Annotated in this window: 13 protein-coding genes; 4 read left to right on the forward strand and 9 right to left on the reverse strand. The window is 57.0% G+C overall.

What is annotated here, in order from left to right; genetic code table 11:
* The first annotated feature begins 700 nt into the window (after positions 1 to 700).
* On the forward strand, positions 701 to 2,164 hold the full coding sequence (gene rng, locus V6936_RS08035) for a ribonuclease G (protein ID WP_003802398.1): 1,464 nt from the start codon (positions 701 to 703) through the stop codon (positions 2,162 to 2,164).
* 268 nt (positions 2,165 to 2,432) lie between these two features.
* Here the strand turns inward: rng and V6936_RS08040 are convergent, their stop codons facing one another.
* Both V6936_RS08040 and msbA read right to left on the reverse strand, forming a co-directional pair.
* The gene (locus V6936_RS08040) at positions 2,433 to 2,891 is read right to left on the reverse strand and encodes a hypothetical protein (protein ID WP_003802399.1); all 459 of its coding nucleotides are present in this window, start codon (positions 2,889 to 2,891) and stop codon (positions 2,433 to 2,435) included.
* Between the two features lie 30 nt (positions 2,892 to 2,921).
* Positions 2,922 to 4,721 (reverse strand): lipid A export permease/ATP-binding protein MsbA, encoded by a 1,800-nt coding sequence (gene msbA / locus V6936_RS08045; RefSeq protein ID WP_153008924.1) that lies wholly within the window; start codon positions 4,719 to 4,721, stop codon positions 2,922 to 2,924.
* A 147-nt stretch (positions 4,722 to 4,868) separates the two neighbouring features.
* Here msbA and V6936_RS08050 point away from each other — a divergent pair, with 147 nt between their 5' ends.
* Genes V6936_RS08050 through V6936_RS08060 form a run of 3 tightly spaced genes read left to right on the forward strand, consistent with a single transcriptional unit; the run spans position 4,869 to position 6,801 of the window.
* The gene (locus V6936_RS08050; RefSeq protein ID WP_059318570.1) at positions 4,869 to 5,774 is read left to right on the forward strand and encodes a glycosyltransferase family 9 protein; all 906 of its coding nucleotides are present in this window, start codon (positions 4,869 to 4,871) and stop codon (positions 5,772 to 5,774) included.
* Positions 5,771 to 6,538, forward strand: a complete 768-nt coding sequence (locus V6936_RS08055; protein WP_003802402.1) for a YdcF family protein — start codon at positions 5,771 to 5,773, stop codon at positions 6,536 to 6,538. The genes V6936_RS08050 and V6936_RS08055 overlap by 4 nt, the downstream gene beginning before the upstream one ends.
* A complete protein-coding gene (locus tag V6936_RS08060) occupies positions 6,535 to 6,801 on the forward strand; it encodes a YkgJ family cysteine cluster protein (protein ID WP_003802403.1) in 267 nt (88 codons plus the stop codon). Before V6936_RS08055 ends, V6936_RS08060 begins: the two co-directional genes overlap by 4 nt.
* Before the next feature lie 54 nt (positions 6,802 to 6,855).
* Here the strand turns inward: V6936_RS08060 and V6936_RS08065 are convergent, their stop codons facing one another.
* The 7 genes from V6936_RS08065 to dnaE all read right to left on the reverse strand — a co-directional run bounded on the left by V6936_RS08065 (position 6,856) and on the right by dnaE (position 16,261).
* Positions 6,856 to 7,974 (reverse strand): glycosyltransferase, encoded by a 1,119-nt coding sequence (locus tag V6936_RS08065; RefSeq protein WP_003802404.1) that lies wholly within the window; start codon positions 7,972 to 7,974, stop codon positions 6,856 to 6,858.
* 158 nt (positions 7,975 to 8,132) lie between these two features.
* Positions 8,133 to 9,317 carry a glycosyltransferase family 4 protein gene (locus V6936_RS08070; protein ID WP_131071419.1) on the reverse strand — a complete coding sequence of 395 codons (1,185 nt, stop codon included), beginning with the start codon at positions 9,315 to 9,317 and terminating at the stop codon, positions 8,133 to 8,135.
* Positions 9,314 to 10,030 carry a polysaccharide deacetylase family protein gene (locus tag V6936_RS08075; RefSeq protein WP_131071418.1) on the reverse strand — a complete coding sequence of 239 codons (717 nt, stop codon included), beginning with the start codon at positions 10,028 to 10,030 and terminating at the stop codon, positions 9,314 to 9,316. The genes V6936_RS08070 and V6936_RS08075 overlap by 4 nt, the downstream gene beginning before the upstream one ends.
* A 33-nt stretch (positions 10,031 to 10,063) precedes the next feature.
* Positions 10,064 to 10,870 (reverse strand): glycosyltransferase family 2 protein, encoded by an 807-nt coding sequence (locus V6936_RS08080; protein ID WP_051010442.1) that lies wholly within the window; start codon positions 10,868 to 10,870, stop codon positions 10,064 to 10,066.
* Entirely contained in the window at positions 10,843 to 11,685 is an 843-nt protein-coding gene (locus tag V6936_RS08085; RefSeq protein WP_003802408.1) for a polysaccharide deacetylase family protein, read from the reverse strand. The genes V6936_RS08080 and V6936_RS08085 overlap by 28 nt, the downstream gene beginning before the upstream one ends.
* A complete protein-coding gene (locus V6936_RS08090) occupies positions 11,682 to 12,788 on the reverse strand; it encodes a glycosyltransferase family 4 protein (RefSeq protein WP_131071417.1) in 1,107 nt (368 codons plus the stop codon). The genes V6936_RS08085 and V6936_RS08090 overlap by 4 nt, the downstream gene beginning before the upstream one ends.
* The gene (gene dnaE / locus V6936_RS08095) at positions 12,785 to 16,261 is read right to left on the reverse strand and encodes a DNA polymerase III subunit alpha (protein WP_003802410.1); all 3,477 of its coding nucleotides are present in this window, start codon (positions 16,259 to 16,261) and stop codon (positions 12,785 to 12,787) included. Before dnaE ends, V6936_RS08090 begins: the two co-directional genes overlap by 4 nt.
* Positions 16,262 to 16,405: the final 144 nt, after the last annotated feature.

The raw sequence follows: 16,405 nt of genomic DNA on the forward strand, positions 1-16,405 counted from the left end.
CTACCTACCTACCTACCTACCTACCTACCTACCTACCTACCTACCTACCTACCTACCTACCTACCTACCTACCTACCTACCTACCTACCTACCTACCTACCTACCTACCTACCTACCTACCTACCTAACTACCTAACTAACTAACTAGCTAACTAACTGACCGTCCTGTGGGTTGGTTGGCAAACCAGATGGCGACGGAGAACACACATCATCAGATCCTCGCCCCAAATCAAGAGTGTCTCTATATAGATAGGGGGTGGTTGAGTAGCCACCCTGATCAAGCATTATGCAGTGCTGTCAGCCACTCGGGGCCCCGGGACAGGGGTTGGGGCGAGTCAGACGACTTACCGCAGGTGTAGCCACCATCGGGGATGCAAGCAGTCTGCTGTTTGAGCCCAAGGTTTGTGCTTGGTCCGGGGGACCAATCACTAGGCGAGTTCAGACTGCGCCCCGATGGTGGCTCGGACAAGGGGACAGGCGCGGGGCACCGGCAAGTAGTCCGCCCCCCCTGTCCCGGGCCCCCGAGCGGCGTCCTATATAGAGCGGCTTGAACCACAAGCGCCCACAAGCAGTCCCCAGAACAAAGGCAAGCGAGGCATTCATCCTCCCTAAACACTCTATATAGTCATAAAGGCATAGCAGCCTCACTGACTTGGCCCTACACTAGCCCGGAACAGATATTCCTTTAGCGAAACTAACCATGCATGAAGACATCCTGATTAACGTAACTCCTTTCGAAACCCGTGTTGCCCTGGTCGAGCAAGGTGCTGTCCAGGAAATTCATATCGAGCGCAGCATCCAACGCGGCTATGTAGGGAACGTCTATCTAGGAAAGGTGGCGCGGGTTCTGCCCGGCATGCAAAGTGCCTTTATTGATATTGGCCTGGAGCGCGCGGCATTTATCCATGTTGCGGACTTGCGCCAGAACCGTACCGAACGCAATCAAGGTAGTGCGACTACACCCATTGAAAAGCTCCTGTTCGAAGGCCAGTCACTCTTAGTACAGGTCATCAAAGACCCCTTGGGCACCAAAGGTGCCCGTGTTTCCACGCAAATCAGCATCGCAGGTCGCATGTTGGTGTATCTGCCTTTTGACCCTCATATCGGGGTATCACAACGCATTGGCTCGGATGCGGACCGAATCGAGCTGCGAGAACGTGTCAGCCGTCTGATGCCCAAGGATGAAAAGGGGGGGTTTATCGTCCGCACTCAGGCTGAATGTGCCACAGACGAAGAAATCAGCGCCGACCAACAGTATCTGCGTACACTCTGGACGCGCATTCAGCAACGCATCCGCGAACAAGGCGCCCCCTCGGTGTTATATACAGACCTGAGCCTGGCGCAACGTGTGTTGCGCGATATGGTCACCCCCAACACTCAATCCATCATCGTGGATTCGCGTACGGTTGTACAAGAAATGAAGGAATGGGCCCAGATTTACACGCCGTCCGTACTGGAGCGCATCAGCCATCACAAAGGCAGCCGCGCCTTGTTTGACACGGCCCACGTCGATGAGGAAATCAACCGCGCCTTGTCGCGCCGGGTGGATTTGAAATCTGGCGGTTATTTGATTATCGATCAGACCGAAGCCCTGACAACCGTAGATGTGAATACCGGCGGCTTTGTGGGCGGACGCAACTTTGACGACACCATTTTCAAGACCAATCTGGAAGCGGCCATTGCCCTGGCTCGCCAGCTGCGCTTGCGCAATCTTGGCGGCATCATTATTTTGGACTTCATTGACATGGACGACCCCGCTCACCGGGAGTCGGTATTGCAGGAGCTGCAAAAAGCACTGGCCAAAGACCGCACGCGTGTGACGATTAACGGTTTTAGTCAGTTAGGCTTAGTGGAAATGACGCGCAAACGCACGCGCGACTCTCTGGCACATCAACTTTGCGAGCCCTGCCCAACCTGCCAGTCGCGCGGCTCAGTACGGACGGCTCGCACCGTCTGCTATGAAATTTTGCGTGAGGTGCTGCGCGAGGCCAAGCAGTTCAATCCCAAAGAGTTCCGCATCCTGGCATCGCAGGAAGTGGTGGATCTGTTTCTGGAAGAAGAAAGCCAGCATCTGGCGGTGGCGGGAGACTTTATTGGCAAGCCTATTTCTTTGGAGGTAGACCCCCATTACTCCCAGGAACAGTACGACATTATTTTGCTGTAAATCCACGGTGCCCGGGACGAGCAGCGCGGACACTGTGGGCAACGCTCTGGCTCGCCCTGCCCCACACGCCAGAACTTGAGCAGGCGGGGACTCGGTCTTGGGCTCCGGGACAAAACACGGGTTCACCCTTGTCAAGAAAAGCCCTTGCAAAAACGATCAACCCGCCAAAAAGGCGGGTCAAGAGTGACTCAGGGGTGTTACCTGTCATCTGCGTGGCGTCTGAGCAGAGCCGGACGCGGTGCTCTTCACGCCCAGAAAACCGTGATGCTTAAAGCGGCGTAACAGGCACAAAGTCATCCTCGGGCACCACCTCTTTAGGCGCATCCTCGGGGTTACATACGCCGGGAGCACGCAAAGAGGTAAATATTTCATTGATTTCCTTTTTGACGTTGCCCGAGTAGCTATAAACCTTGGCATCTACCCAGCCTTTTTGCATCAGGGTCAGGTCCACCAGAATACTTTTTTCCCAACCCGCCCCCGGCTCCAGTTCGTAACGCAAGGTCCCATAGCTGGCTTGACGCTCGTCCATCTTGAATACGGCCGCTTTACCGCACTCTGCCTGATGTTTGAACAAGGCGCGCTGAATGGCTACAAAATCCATATTGATGCGCCGCTCGGTCTTGAAATAGCTGGAGCGACGCAAATCCTGCTCCCGCAATTCTGCATTCTGCTTGGCGCACCCTGCCAACACAGCCAAACCAGCCAGCGCAAGAATGATTTTCTTCATGATGTTCCTTATGGTGCAGCCCCCGGCTGCTTACTCGTTGAACTGAAATTGCATTTGGTAAAAACCGGCGTATACACCGTTGCGGGCCAACAGTTCATCGTGACGACCCTGCTCAATAATCCGCCCCTCATCCAGCACCAGAATTTGATCGGCATTTTGAACCGTGGACAAGCGATGCGCGATCACCAAGGTGCTGCGCCCCTTCATCAGGGTCTCAAGCGACATCTGAACCTGGCGTTCGGACTCATTATCCAGCGCCGAGGTGGCCTCATCCAGAATCAGGATCGGCGCATTTTTGATCAGGGCACGAGCAATAGCCAGACGCTGGCGCTGACCGCCAGACAAGGAGTTGGCATTTTCGCCCACCATCGTATCGAGCCCCTGCGGCAGACTTTCCACGAACTCACGCAGATTGGCCGCGTCCAGCGCTTCCCAGATACGCTGTACAGAAACATCGGCATCGACGCCGGCGCCGTACGCCACGTTCTGGCCAATCGTCGCCTCAAACAGCACGACATCCTGGCTGACCAGAGAAATGTGGCTACGCAAGCTGCGCAAGGTCAGCTCTTCCGACGCAATACCATCGATTCGAACTTGTCCGCTAGTCGGAAGCAGAAAGCGTGGGACCATATTGGCCAGTGTCGTCTTGCCACTGCCCGAGCGCCCCACCAGCGCAATGGTCTGTCCCGGCTGGACGGCAAAGCTGACCTCTGACAAGGTGTTGCGATGGGCATTGGGGAAACGATGCGACACGGCATCGAATTCAATATGGCCGTACACAGGCTGCTTGAGTTCGCGGGTGCCCGTGTCCGGCTCTGGCTCCTGATCGACCAGCTTGAACACGCTTTCTGCGGCCACCAACATGCGTTGCATGGTGCCCGTGATATTGGTCAGGCGCTTGATCGGGTCAAAAATCTGCCCCAGAGCAGCCATGAATGCCGCAAAGCTGCCTATGGTCAATGTGCCGGTATTGGCCTGATACAGGGCTACAAAAATGACCCCGGCCACTGCAATGGACACAAACAACTGAGTAATCGGCGACAAGGCGGCATCGGCCGAGGCTGCGCGCATGGCAAAACGACGCAAGCGGGCGTTCACATACCTGAAACGGGTGTTTTCACGCTCATAACCATCAAACAGCTTGATAACGCGCTGGGCATCAATGGCTTCGCTGACGACCCGGGTCAATTCGGCATTCATGTTGACGGTATCGCGGTTGATGCGTCGCAGTCGGCGCGACACCATTTTGGCCACGAAGACCGAGGCAGGCATGACCAGAAACACGATGACGGTCAGTTGCCACGACATGTAAAGCAGCACACCCAGCAAGGCGATGACCGTCAGGGTTTCACGCACCACAACCGTGACCACTTCTGTGGCCACCCCTGTCATGGTGCCCGCATCAATCGTGAAACGGTTCAGCAAGCGACCCGTGTCGCCTTGTTTGAACTCCGAATCGGACAATCCCAGCAGGCGCGAGAACATGTCTGCCCGTAACGTCAGCAACATTTTGTTGGCGATCCAGGCAAACAAATAAGAGCTGCCGTAGGTGGTGATTCCCCGTACAAACATCAACCCGATCACCGACAAGGGGATGGTCCACATATAGTCGGGATTGGCGCCGGTAAAGCCCCCGTCCAGCAAGGGCTTCATAATGACTGCCAGGACCGGCTGGGTGGCAGAGGAAATGCTGACCAGGATCAGCGCGACCACGACAACCTTCCAATACGGGAGCAAACGGCTGTAAATGCGCTTCCAGAGATCGGATTTAACGGGATCGTGCCCAGCAGGCTTGATTTTGGATTGTATGGCGTTGGACAACGAGGACACCCTATATACTATCTAATTGTGTTTATTCTAACGCTCATTGCCTGAATCGAGCGTCCCGGCTCTTGTACGCTCTGTCTCGTTGTCCTGTTCATGTCTGATCCCTCTGCCCTTTACCTGCGATTGCCTAATTGGCTAGGCGATGTATGCATGAGCCTGCCGTGTCTACAGGCTCTACTGGATACCGGTTTGCCGGTTGTCGTGTGCGCCCGTCCCTGGGCCCGCGAACTGCTTTCGGCTTACCCCTTGCACGGTTTCATTCCCATGACCAGCCACTGGCATCAGGACGCCAAAGCCATACGTCGCTATCGCCGCCAGCATGGCCATCACAATGCGTACGGCCTGCTGCTGCCCGACTCGCTAAGCAGCGCTCTCAGTTTCAAACTGGCCGGCCTGCCAGCCTGCGGCTACCGGGACGATGGTCGTAGCCTTTTATTACGTTGGCCGATCAATAAACCGCAAAAGCAGTTGCATGCAGTGCAATCCTGGTTCTATATTGTTCAGCAGGCTTTGGCACTGTGGCATCTAGGCCCGGTTCCTGAACAAGCCCCAGCCACCCTGGACTTGACGCTCAGCCCCCTGCAACGGCAAGAAGGCGACAACAGTCTGCGCCAAGCCGCCCTGCGCCCCGGTGACTATATTCTGATCGCCCCGACGGCAACGGGACTGCATAAAGGCCGTGTCAAAGTCTGGCCTTATTTCGACCAACTGACCCGCCATCTGCAAGCCCAAGGCAAAACCGTCATTATGTGCCCCCCGCCCAACGAGTATGAGGCCGCCCTGCAAAATGCGCCTAGCGCACGCTGTTTGCCGCCTTTGCCCCTGGGCGCGTTTGCACGACTTTGCCAGCAGGCGCAGTGGGTTATTTGCAATGACTCCGGCGTGTCTCACGTCGCCGCCGCCATCAAGGCCCAGCAACTGACCCTCTGTGGCGTCACCAACCCCGAAGATACCGGCCCCTGGTCTCCACGGGCGATCTGCCTGGGTAGGGATGGTCAATGGCCGACGTTGGACGAGGTGGTACATGTCCTGGAGTCCAAGCGGGAACATCCATGAGCCTATCGAGCATTCTGACCAGCCTGGTCATTCCACTGAATTTGTTTGCCGCCCTGCTGCTAGTGGCGGTCCTGCTGTTTATCGTGCGTCTGCGAAAAACTGCCGCTGCGCTGGCCTTGGCCGGCTTACTCTGGACAGGCGCCTGGTCCTTGCCCGCCACCAGCCTGTATGCCGGTGGCTATCTGGAGAAGATGTATCCTTACCAGCCTGCCGCCCAGGTGGAACAAGCCGATGCCATCGTGGTGTTGGGAGGGCATACAGCCCAAAACCGCAGCAACTGGTTTTTGCCACAGACGGCGCAAAGAACCTCGGCACGGGTAGAGCGGGCTGCAGAACTCTATAAGGCGGGCCGGGCCCCCTATATCGTCCTGTCCGGCGCAGCCCTGGACGGCGGGGTGAGTGAAGCCCAGGTCATGGCTAACACCCTGATCAATCTGGATGTTCCCGCTTCCGCCACACTGATGGAAAACAATAGTCTGACCACCCAGCAAAACGGCGAGTACACGGCCCAGTTGCTGCAGGAAAAGCAAGCCAGACGGGTTCTGCTGGTCACCTCTGCCCTGCACATGCCTCGAGCCATGGCCATTTTTCGCAAGCAAGGGGTCAATGTGATTGCGGCAGGCGCCGCTCCACAGTTGACGGTACCGAACAGTCCCGGCTTTTCCCTGTGGAAGCCCAGTCTGATGGCCTTGCAATCGAGCCGTTCCATCATCAAGGAATACGTTGGAATTCTGGTTTACTGGTCCCGAGGATGGGCCGCATGATCTGTCGTTCCGACTGCGGGGCCTGCTGTATCGCCCCCTCGATCTCCAGCCCCATTCCCGGTATGCCCGACGGCAAACCCGCTGGTGTGCCCTGTATCCAGCTTGATGAACAACAGCGATGCCGAATTTTTGGTCAGCCAGAGCGGCCGGCCTGTTGCTCTGGCTTGCAAGCTAGTCGGGAAATGTGCGGGGAAAAGCGGCAGGATGCGTTGATCTGGTTAAGCACCTTGGAAACGCTGACCGCTCCTGGCTTGAAGTCTTAAACAAAGAGACATTCAGGCTCAAGTCCAGAATGTCTCTTTTTTTACCAGGGACGCTTAGCTGCCGGTTTTCGCTTTCAGATAGGCCTGATAGGTATCTAATGAAAAACGCTGTGCATCAAACCGTTTTTCTGCTCTGACTCTGGCCCGTTTACCCACCGTATGCAGACAGTATTTCTGACACAACATGTCCCGTACGTGAGTTTCAATGGCCGCCACGTCACCACATGGCACTACCCAGCCCTCATGCTGATGCTCTATGCTCTCTGGCAAACCGCCCGCGTTGGAGATCAGCACCGGCAGCCCCAATGCCAACGACTCGTAGCACGCATAAGATGCCGACTCTTTATACGACAAGACAAAACCGACATCACACGCTGCCAATACCGAACGAACGTCTTTGACCAATCCGGGAAACACCACTTGTTGCGCACACCCCAAGGCCTGTACCTGTTCGCAGACCGCAGGGGCTGGCGGATCGCCAGCCACCAGAATCCGCACGCGCTGTTTCAGCGCGGGCTCCAGACGGGCCACGGCCTGCACCAGTAGCAGCCAGCCCTTTTCCAGATCCGTTCCCCCTACCGAGCCCAGAACCAGACAGTCCTCTGTCACGCCCGGACCAAACAGCGCCAGACGGGCAGCCTGTTTTTCCTGCCGACTGACCGGACGATAATGCTCCAGGTCCAGACCATGGTAAATCCGCTCAACCGTGCAACGTCGATAATCCGAATGGGCCAGTTGTTGCGCCACATAATCGCTGACAGCAATACACAGATCGGTTCCAAAGCGTGCTCGCAAGCGATTGCCAAGACTGTGAACGCGATTGGTATTGTGTTTGGTCCAGATAATGACGGGGGGCTTGGGCAGCATCTTGCTGGCGATCATGACATGACGATGATCGGTACTGCCGTTGCAATGCACGATATCAAAGCTCTCGCGCCGCAAAAAATGGCGCAGACGCCACATTTCAGACAAAGCGGCCCCTACTCGGGCTGTGTAAAAGCCCGGCAGCACCCTGACCCCCGGGATCTGGGAGGCTTCGCGATATAAACGACCCGTTGTCGGCGCCGCCAGCGTAAAGTCACACCGATGCGACAGTCCGCGCAACAACCCCAAAATATAGGTGACATGGCCGCCGCCATTACCGTGGTGTATATCCGTGATCAGGACCTTCAAAACTCGCTCCATCAGCGGCTGTGGATGACAAGTAAATGCTCAGGTCAAGCATCTACCGGCCACAAAGTGTATCCGCTATTTCACAAGCTGAACAATGACTGAACACCAGCTCGGGCGTTTTTATATCAGTAAAAGAGAAAAACGGGTCTTGGGCAGCCTTATGCTTGGCGGCGACGCAACACTTTTTGATACAGGTCTTGATACCGCGCTGCCACGGCCGGCCAACTGAACTGGACAAGCAGTTCACGAGAATTTTCGACCAGATTGCGTGCCATCACCGGATTTTTGCTGATTGCCTCGATACCTTGGGCCAATTCCCGGGCATCTTCGGGATGGCTGAGCAACAGCGCATGATAGCCACCCTGCACATACTGGGCAAAGCCACACCAGGGGGCCGGACTCAAGACCACGGGCAAGCCATAAGACATAGCCTCTAAAGGCGCCATGCCAAAGCTGTCATTCAGGGTGGGGTGTACGTAAATATCGGCAGCACGATAAAACGGTTCGACGTTGGACGTTTCCCCCTGCAAGATCACGCGATCCTGCATGTTCAAGGCCTGCAACTGCTGTCGAATTTGATCCCGCAGCCCTGGTTTCCCTCCTACAACCAGCAGACGGTAATGATCGGGTAGTGTCGCCAGGGCGTGCAAGACGGTATTTAAGCCCTTGCGCAGCGGATTGCGTGCCACCAGCAGGCACACCACCTGTTCCTTGTTAAAACCCAGGGACTCGCGAACACGGGCACGCTCGACTCCCTGAGGGTCCGCTTTGGGCATAAGCACACCGGGAGCAATCACCGGATAATCATGCACATTGCCATACGATTGCTGCAATTGCTCGGCAATCAATCCCGATACCGCAACAACAGCATGCGGTCCAGGACGCAAACGACGCTTTTCCAAACCCAGATAACCCCAGACCCGAGGGCTGAAATACGAGCCCAGCTTTTTCAGCCAGGGCAAAGGCCGCACCCGCCAGTTAAAACGAACGGGGGTCACATGAACGACCTCCACATCACCACACCAACCATTCATATGCGAATGAACGATATCAAAGCCCTGGGCAGTGGCCTTGGCCGCCTGGCGCGCAAAGAGGATACCGCGTATCCAGCCCGGCCAGCGTGACCAATGACGGATAGGGACATAGGCCAGCTTCAGGTCGCAGCGGCTGTCATATTCGCGTGCAAAGACAGTGATTTCATGGTGCTGCGCCAACTCGCGCATCAGTTCAACGCCATAGGCCTCGGCGCCCCCGAAGCGGTTGCCAAAGCGGTCGACCACAAACGCAATGCGCAGGCGCTCGGGAATCGCCACGTCAGTATCCTGGGCTTGCCCTGAGCTCATGAGCGGGATACCGTCCGGCGCTTGTCTTCCAGCCGCGTCACGCATTTTTGGAGGAAACGCAAAATATTCGTGGAACGCGAGACAGTGACACGTGGCAGGTCAAACAGATCATCATCGAGACGGGCCAGCCCCCGGTTGGTGGTGGTGGCATTCAGGTAGCCCGCTTGACGCACCCGCTCGCGAATCCCCTGATTCTGATCCCCATAGGGATAACAAAAGGCGCTGACCTCTACTTGCAACGCCTCTTGCAGCTCTGCCTTGGATTGCGCAATCTGGTAATGCGCAATTTCCGAAGAGACATCAGTCAAATGTACATGATCGAGCGTATGCGAACCCGCTTCGTGCCCAGCATTCACCCAGGCCCGCAATTCGGGCAAGGACATCAGACCGGAATGCGGTACGCCTTTGGGCTGATCCCAGAAATTGGAGCCATCCAGATGACGGGCAACAATGTAATTGGTCGCGGTAAAACCCAACTCGTCCAGCACCGGCATGGCGTTCTGAAAGACGTTTCGATAGCCATCATCAAAGCTGATCCCCACCACCTTGCCCTGCTTTTCACCGCGCAGGTACGGCATCAACTGGGCCATGGAAAGGCCCCGGTAACCCAAGCGCTTGAGCCAGGTCATCTGGCGCCGGAAGTCGGTGGGATGCACGGTCAAACCACGATACGGCGAGCCTTTGGGCGCGGGCACGCCGACCTGATGGTACATAAGTATCGGAATCATAGGCGGCATTATAAGGGGCTAATCAGACTTCTGGCGGGTGTAATACCAGAGCTTACTATATCGAAACAAACTGCCCGAAGCGGCCATGCAGGCCAGGATAAAGCCCTGCGGTCCGTCCAGAAAACCCCGCCGAACGACATAGTGACGCACAAACGTCCAACTGGCGTGGCCTGCAATAGCGGGCAGGCTAGTCGTCTTGCCCTTGGCCTGCATCTGGCGCGCCGCATCCGAGGAATAGCGGTTGATCTTGTCAATAAACACTTCCAGACTGGCGTAGGGGTAATGCAGAAAATGGCCTTCTAAAGTGAGCACGGGCGCGGTAGTCTGTACGCTTTCATGGACTTTGGCCTCATTAAAACGAGCCGTACCGCGCTTGAATAAGCGCAAGACCCGATCCGGCCACCAACCACTATGACGCATCCAGCGCCCGGCAAACTCAGACAGGCGTGCGATCCGGTACGCCGTGCCTTGAGGCTGGGCGATTTCCTGCTGAATCAACTGCGCCAGCTCAGGGGTGACGCGCTCATCCGCATCAATGGACAACACCCAGTCGCCCGTAGCCTGATCCAATGCCCGGTTTTTCTGCGGTCCAAACCCAGGCCAGTCTGAAGTGACCGTAACCTTCGCCCCCATGGCGCGAGCAATCTCCACCGTCTCATCCGTGCTGCCGGAGTCCACCACGATGATCTCGTGCGCAAACGCGACCGACTCCAGACAGGCACGAATGTGTGTCTGTTCATTTTTGGTGATCACGATAACGGACAGGCGCGCCCCGCTGCCCAAGGGGGCGACTGCTGTTACTTCTGTCGTTGACGACGGCGCCATGCTTTCCACCTGTTGAAAATCGGCCCGATCACGGGATGGACCGCCACGTTCAGCCTGCGCCCGACGGACACGCCCGTGGTATCGCGCACGGCAAAACGATAAATATGCAAAGGATCACTGCCGGGCTGGTTGGAGCCAAAGGCTCGCGTTGTGTACAAATAGCGAAAGCCCGCCTGCTGGGCGAGCTGCACATAGTCCGGATCAAAATAACCTTGAGGCCAGCACAACTGGTCTGAGACCATTCCCATGTTGGCGATCAGAGTTTTGCGGGACTGCTCCAGCTCCCAGCGCATCTTGTCATTCTTTTGATCGCGCTGCTCACTCAGATCCCAGCGAGTATGGGTATGGGTATGGCTATGGAACTCAAACACCCCATCGGCCTGCATAGCGTGAATTTCACTCCAGCGCAAAATCACTTCATCGCTCCGGCCTTGGGCAATCCGTGCTTCGCATTCCCGATGGTCCGGGCATACAGGCAACTCCTGGCCCTGGCCCAGACAAGGACGCACAGGCCCCTCGTTGATCCAGCTTGTCACCAGGAAGATCACGGCATTAAAGCCATACTTTTTCAGCAAGGGATAGGCGTAGACCCAGTTATCCAGGTAACCATCATCAAAGGTAATCAACACCGATTTGGGTGGTACGCCCTGACCTTGCAAATGGCCAGCAAACTGCGCGCTTGTCAGGCTGGTCCAGCCGTTTTTCTTCAACCATTGCAAATGCTGCTCGAAATGCTCGGGACTGGCATTGATCATGCCCCCTTGCGGGGTGACATGGTGATACATCATCACGGGCACGGTATGGGCCACTTTCATCCCTGAAGCTCCTTTAGCCAGCGATAATAAGCGCCCTCCAGCCGATCGCCCATGGCAACTGGCGTAAAACGCTCGTCACTACGACAGAACAGGCGGCCAGCGGCGCCCATCTCCTGCCGCAATCTGGGGTTCTGAATCAATTGCTCCAACGCCTCCCCCCACGCCTGCTGATCATGCAGGTCCACCAGAAAACCGCTACGGCCCTCCTGCATCATTTCCGGCACACCGCCCACGCGGCTTCCCACAACAGGAATGCCTGCACACCCTGCCTCCGCAAAGACCGTCCCCGAGGCTTCCATGTGGGTAGCCAGGGCGAACACATCCAGATTGGGAAGAATCGACGGCACGTCGGTACGGGCTCCCAACAAATGCACACGGCTCTGCAAGCCCAGACTGGCAATCAGGGCTTGCAATTGCTCATAGCCCGGCGACCCCCCTCCCACCAGCACCAGATGCAGTTTGGGATAACGGGCAAACAAGGTCTGCATGGCAACAATCAACTCATGATGCCCTTTATCGCGCCGCAACACGGCAACACAGCCCACCAGCAAGGTATCGGAGGCCAGCCCCAATTGCGCACGCAAATCGAGCACAGGTGCACGGTCTATGCGCGCCGGGTCGACACTGGGGTAGACCACTTGCACCTGCCCGGGTTTCACCCCCCGCTCGATCAGGTGATCTCGCACGTAGGCGCTGGGTGCAATCACTCGCTTGGGCACGATGGTGTAAGACATCAAAGAGCCCACCTTCTTGGCCAGATGGCGCGTGCGCACGATCAAGGGAGTGCCCGCAAGGCGAGCTGCCACGCCGGCCAACATGGTGTCGCGACGGCTGTGACTGTTCAAGACATCAAACCGCCCCTGGCGCAACACGCGGCGCAAGTGGCGTACGCCACGCAGATAATTGGCCGTACCATCCATCAGCAAGGTATGAACAACAAAGCCCTCATCACGCAACCGTTCGGTCAATTGTGCATGCGGCTGACACGCCGCCTCTACCTGATGCCCGCGTTCTCGCAGAATGCGCATGGCATGCAGGATGTAGTTTTCCTGACCGCCAAAGCTGGTGGCGGCTTCCGAATGCAGAATGCGCAACGGCTTCATCGGTAGCTGATCTCCACATCCGTGGTCGCGTCCCATGCTTCCAGTTGCTCCAGCAGGGAGTCGGCCAGACGTACGCGCCATTGGGCTCCCAACTGAACCACACACTCATAATCGGGGCGCTGTAACTGCACTTCAACCGGCACGCCGCCCTGCTCCTGAGCACGGTGCGGGGCCAGAAGACTGTGCAGACGCTGCGCGTCAGCATGATGATTCAACCCGATGCTCAAACAACTGGCGCGCGCTTCGCGAGCCAGTTGCAAATCAAAAATGGCATCCGCATTGATACGCAGGCCGCCGGTATAATCGTCATTGCTGACCTTGCCTTGAATGATGACCAACTGATCCTCTTTCAAACGCTGACGATGCTCTTCAAACAGCTCATTGAAAATGGCGACTTCCAACTGGGCCGAGCCATCATCGAGCATGGCATACAGCATCTTGCCACGACGGGTCATGCGCACACGCACGGCCGAGAGCACTCCTGCAAACCACTGCGCACTGCGTGATGCCTCCAGACGGGCCAGTGGTGTGGGCGCAAAACGGCGCACTTCATCGCGCCAGGCATCAAACAAGTGACCGCTGAAGTAAAAACCCAGTGCCGTCTTTTCCTGGCGCAAGCGATCCTGCAGACTCCACGGGGCCACTTTGGCCACTTCGCCTTCCACAATATCGTTGGAATCGTCGTCAAACAAAGAGGACTGATTGGCACTGCGTTCAGCCTGCTCCGCGGCCTCGGTGGCGGCACCAATACTGGCCAGCAAGGCGGCCCGATTGTCGTCGATCGAGTCAAAGGCGCCTGCCCGCACCAGCGCCTCAATCGTGCGCTTGTTGACCTGATGACGATCCACCCGACGGCAGAAATCAAACAGGCTGGTAAAAGGACCGCCTTGTTTGCGAGCCTCCACAATGGCCTCAACTGCCGCCTGGCCGGTTCCCTTAACCGCCCCCAGACCATAGCGCATGGTGCGGGGCGGCAGGCCTTTTTCGGTATAACTATCCTTGACCGGCTCAAACCGGTAATTGGAGGCATTGATATCGGGTGGCAGTACTTCCACGCCATTGGCCAGGGCGTCTTTCCAGAAAATCTGTACCTTGTCCGTATCGTCCATATCGGACAACAAGGTGGCGGCCAGAAACTCGGCGGGATGGTGGGCCTTGAGCCACGCCGTCTGATAGGCGATCAGCGCATAGGCGGCAGAGTGACTCTTGTTAAAGCCGTAGCCTGCAAACTTTTCCATCAGGTCAAACAGCTTGACCGCCAGTTCCGGGTCGTGTCCTTTTTTGACGGCCCCTTCCTGGAACAGCACACGATGCTTGGCCATCTCCTCGGGCTTTTTCTTGCCCATGGCGCGGCGCAGCAAGTCGGCGCCCCCCAATGAGTAGCCACCGATGATCTGCGAGATCAGCATCACCTGTTCCTGGTAAACAATGACCCCGTAAGTGCTGCTCAGGGTGCTTTCCAGATCAGGGTGGAAATAATCGACCTCGGCGCGACCGTGTTTACGGTTCACGAAATCCACCACCATGCCCGACTCCAGCGGACCCGGGCGATACAAAGCCAGCATGGCGATGATGTCTTCAAAGGTTGAGGGCCGCAAACTGCGCAGCAGCTCTTTCATGCCCCGCGATTCCAGCTGGAACACCGCCGTGGTATTTCCTTCGCACAAGAGCTTGTAGGAAGCCTCGTCATCCAATGGCAGCGCCATGATGTCAAAGTCGCGCTTGTCTGCGTTGAACTGGCGCACATAGCGCACCGCCCAATCCAGAATGGTCAGGTTGCGCAAGCCCAAAAAGTCGAACTTGACCAGACCGGCAGCCTCCACATCGTCCTTGTCATATTGCGATACGGCGTTGGCGTCCGGGCCTGGCTGCGCGTACAGGGGGCAAAAGTCGATCAACTTGCCCGGCGCAATCAAAACGCCCCCGGCGTGCATCCCCACACTGCGCGTCAGCCCCTCCAGCGGACGGGCCAGATCGATCAGCGCTTTGACTTCCTCGTCATTTTCGTAACGCTCGCGAAAGGCGGGCTCGTCGGCCAGCGCCCGCTCCAGCGTCCACGGATCGGCAGGGTTGAACGGGATCAGCTTGGACAAGCCATCGCACAGGCTGTAGGGCAGCTCCAGCACCCGGCCCACGTCACGCACCACCGCTTTCGCACCCAAGGTGCCAAAAGTCGCGATCTGGCTGACGGCCTGCCGACCGTATTTTTGTTTGACGTAATCAATGACGCGCTCGCGATTGTCCTGACAAAAGTCCACGTCAAAGTCAGGCATGGAGACCCGTTCAGGGTTCAGGAAACGTTCGAACAGCAAGTCATAGCGCAAGGGGTCCAGATCGGTAATCCCCATGCTGTACGCTACCAGGGAGCCCGCCCCCGATCCCCGACCCGGCCCCACGGGCACGCCATTGTGCTTGCCCCAGTTGATAAAGTCCGCCACGATCAGGAAGTAGCCCGGAAAACCCATGGAAATGATGGTGTTGCATTCCCAAGAGAGGCGCTCCTCGTAAGTGGGACGCTGTTTTTCGCGTTCGGCCGGATCGGGATAGAGCTGCAGCAAACGCTTTTCCAGCCCTTGCTGGGCCTGTTGAATCAGAAAGTCGCCCAGCGACATACCCTCAGGCGTTGGGAAATCGGGCAGATAAGGCTTGCCCAATTCCAGTTCCAGATTGCAACGCTTGGCAATCTCCAGCGTGTTCTCCAGTGCAGCGGGAACATCGGCAAAACGCTGCTGCATTTCATCCGTACTCAGAAAGTACTGCTCCGGCGTAAAACGCTTGACCCGCTTGGGATTGGCCAACTGCTCGCCTTCGGCGATACACACCCGCACTTCGTGAGCCCGAAAGTCCTCTGGCGCAATGAACTGAATCGGGTGCGTGGCCACGACCGGCAAGTCCAGCTCCGCAGCCAGACGCATGGCGGCCTGCACGTATAGCTCATCACCGTCCGCGCCACTGCGCTGCAATTCGATATAAAAAGCGCCGGGGAACAAGGACTCCCAGTGATGGGCACACTCACGAGCCAACTCCAGATTGCCATCGGCCAGGGCCTGGCCGACATCCCCCATGCGGCCACCGGACAGCGCAATCAAACCGCTGCACTCCTTAAGCCAGGCACGCTGCACTTCGGCGCGCCCCTTGTACTGGTTGCCCAGCCAGGCTCGAGTCAAAATATCACACAGACTTAAATAACCCGCCTCGTTTTGCACCAGCAGCAGCAAGCGCGCCGGTTTTTCACGGTCTTCCTCGTTCTGCAGCCAGATATCACATCCCATGATGGCTTTCAGCCCGGCTTTGCGTGCCGAGGTATAGAACTTGATCTGCCCGAACAAATTGGACAGGTCCGTCAAGGCCAGCGCGGGCTGACCATAGGCCTGCGCTTTTTTAATCATTTCGGGGATACGGGCGATGCCGTCCACCACGGAAAATTCCGAGTGGGATCGCAAATGGACAAAGGAAGGGGTGATTTCGCTCATGATGGAATTGTACTTAAGCCGATCGACATTGGTGGCTCTGAAATAAGACTGCAGCCGATGAGCCTGCCTTAAAAAGCAGGCTCATCGACGCAGAGAGGGGCTAGCGGCCCGGGCGTCCCCAACCCGAAGGCGGGCCTGGTGGGA

The organism is Alcaligenes sp. CHO6, from assembly GCF_037120595.1.
In the GTDB taxonomy this organism is placed as follows: domain Bacteria; phylum Pseudomonadota; class Gammaproteobacteria; order Burkholderiales; family Burkholderiaceae_B; genus Alcaligenes; species Alcaligenes ammonioxydans.